The 1,765-nt window shown below is 64.8% G+C and carries 2 protein-coding genes; both read left to right on the forward strand.

Annotated features, from left to right (window positions below):
* Positions 1-51: 51 nt before the first annotated feature.
* On the forward strand, positions 52-1,164 hold the full coding sequence (gene modC / locus FJ471_RS34495; protein ID WP_140811477.1) for a molybdenum ABC transporter ATP-binding protein: 1,113 nt from the start codon (positions 52-54) through the stop codon (positions 1,162-1,164).
* Between the two features lie 85 nt (positions 1,165-1,249).
* A complete protein-coding gene (locus FJ471_RS34500) occupies positions 1,250-1,591 on the forward strand; it encodes a winged helix-turn-helix domain-containing protein (RefSeq protein ID WP_140811484.1) in 342 nt (113 codons plus the stop codon).
* The last annotated feature ends 174 nt before the right edge of the window (positions 1,592-1,765 follow it).

The raw sequence follows: 1,765 nt of genomic DNA on the forward strand, positions 1-1,765 counted from the left end.
CATCGCGTCGGAAGTGCTGGCGCGGCGCATCGGCCGGCGGATGGACATCGAATGACGCTCTCCGTCGACATCAGCCATCGGCTCGGCGATTTCGCCCTGGAAGCGCGTTTCGAGAGCGCCGGCCGGCTGACGGCGCTGTTCGGGCCGTCCGGCTCGGGCAAGTCGACGCTGATTAACCTGATCGCTGGCCTGATCCGTCCGGACAAGGGCGGCATCGCCGTCGACGGGCGCGTTTTGGCTGACACCGCTGCGGGCGTCTTCGTGCCTCTGCACAAACGGCGGATCGGCATGGTGTTCCAGGATGCGCGGCTGTTCCCGCATATGAGCGTCGCCGGCAATCTGCGCTACGGCCGCTGGTTCACGCCGGCTTCCGAACGCTACGCCAAAATGGATGCGGTGGTCGACCTGCTCGGCATCGGGCATCTGCTCGACCGGCGGCCGGCGAAACTTTCGGGCGGTGAAAAACAGCGTGTCGCGATCGGCCGCGCGCTGCTCGCCAGCCCGAAACTGCTTTTGATGGACGAGCCGCTCGCCTCCCTCGACGAGGCGCGCAAGGCCGAGATCCTGCCCTATATCGAGCGGCTGCGCGACGAGACGAAGATCCCGATCGTCTATGTCAGCCATTCCGTCGCCGAGGTGGCGCGGCTGGCGAGCGACGTCGTGGTGCTGTCTCAGGGCAAGGTCGCGGCCTCAGGCCCGACCGAGGCGATCATGCAGCGGCTCGACCTGTTGCCGGCGGAAGAGCGCGGCGAGGGCGGAGCGGTGCTCGATACCAAAATTCTGCGCCACGACGAGGCATTCGGCATGACCGTGCTCGGCTCGCAGGCCGGTGAGATACGTGTGCCGCGGCTGGCCCGGCCGGTCGGAGCCACGGTGCGGCTGCGCATCCGCGCCCGCGACGTCATGATCGCCACCGAGCAGCCGGCGGGCCTCAGCGCGCTTAACATTTTGGCGGGGACGATCACGGCTGTCAGGCCGGGCATAGGGCCGACGGTGGAAATCGCCATCGACTGCAATGGCGCGGTCGTGCTGGCGCGTATCACCGAACAGTCCAAACACACCCTTCGTCTGGCGCTTGGCCGCCAGGTGTTCGCGGTGATCAAGACAGTGAGCTTCGACAGCGCGACGACCGGGGCAGGGCTGTCGATTGAGGCCGATGGTTGACGAAAGAGCAATATCGCTATGTTGATTTGGAATAGCGATCTGGCGGCAGAGAGGGTAATCTCGGCATGATCGCGGAGGACAAGGCATGCCATCGTTGAGCCTGCGGATAAATCTCGACCCCAACGGCCGGATCGGCCCCGGCAAGATCGAGTTGCTGGAACAGATCGCCGCCTTCGGCTCGATCTCGGCCGCGGCGCGCGGCATGGAGATGTCCTACAAGCATGCCTGGGACCTGGTCGAGGACATGAACCGGGTATTCGGCAAGCCGCTGGTCGCGGCGCAGACAGGCGGCCGCAAAGGCGGCGGCGCGCAACTGACATCGGTGGGTCTGGCGGTCGTCAGCCGGTTTCGGGCGATAGAGCGAGCCGCTTCATCGGCCGCCGCCGTGCATATGCAGGCCTTGCAGTCGGAAATCGATGCGGGATGAGCAGTAGGCAGTAGGCAGTAGGCAGTAGGCAGTAGGCAGTAGGCAGTAGGCAGTGATGTCCGGGCGTTGCTCGACGCGCACGAAATTCCACGACTCTTGGAGTGCACCCCAAAACTGAGACAAGGATATAAGGGACAGTCCTGAGAGAGGGACTGATGCCTCAAAGACGGAAAT

This window comes from Mesorhizobium sp. B2-7-1 (genome assembly GCF_006440735.1).
Taxonomy (GTDB): domain Bacteria; phylum Pseudomonadota; class Alphaproteobacteria; order Rhizobiales; family Rhizobiaceae; genus Mesorhizobium.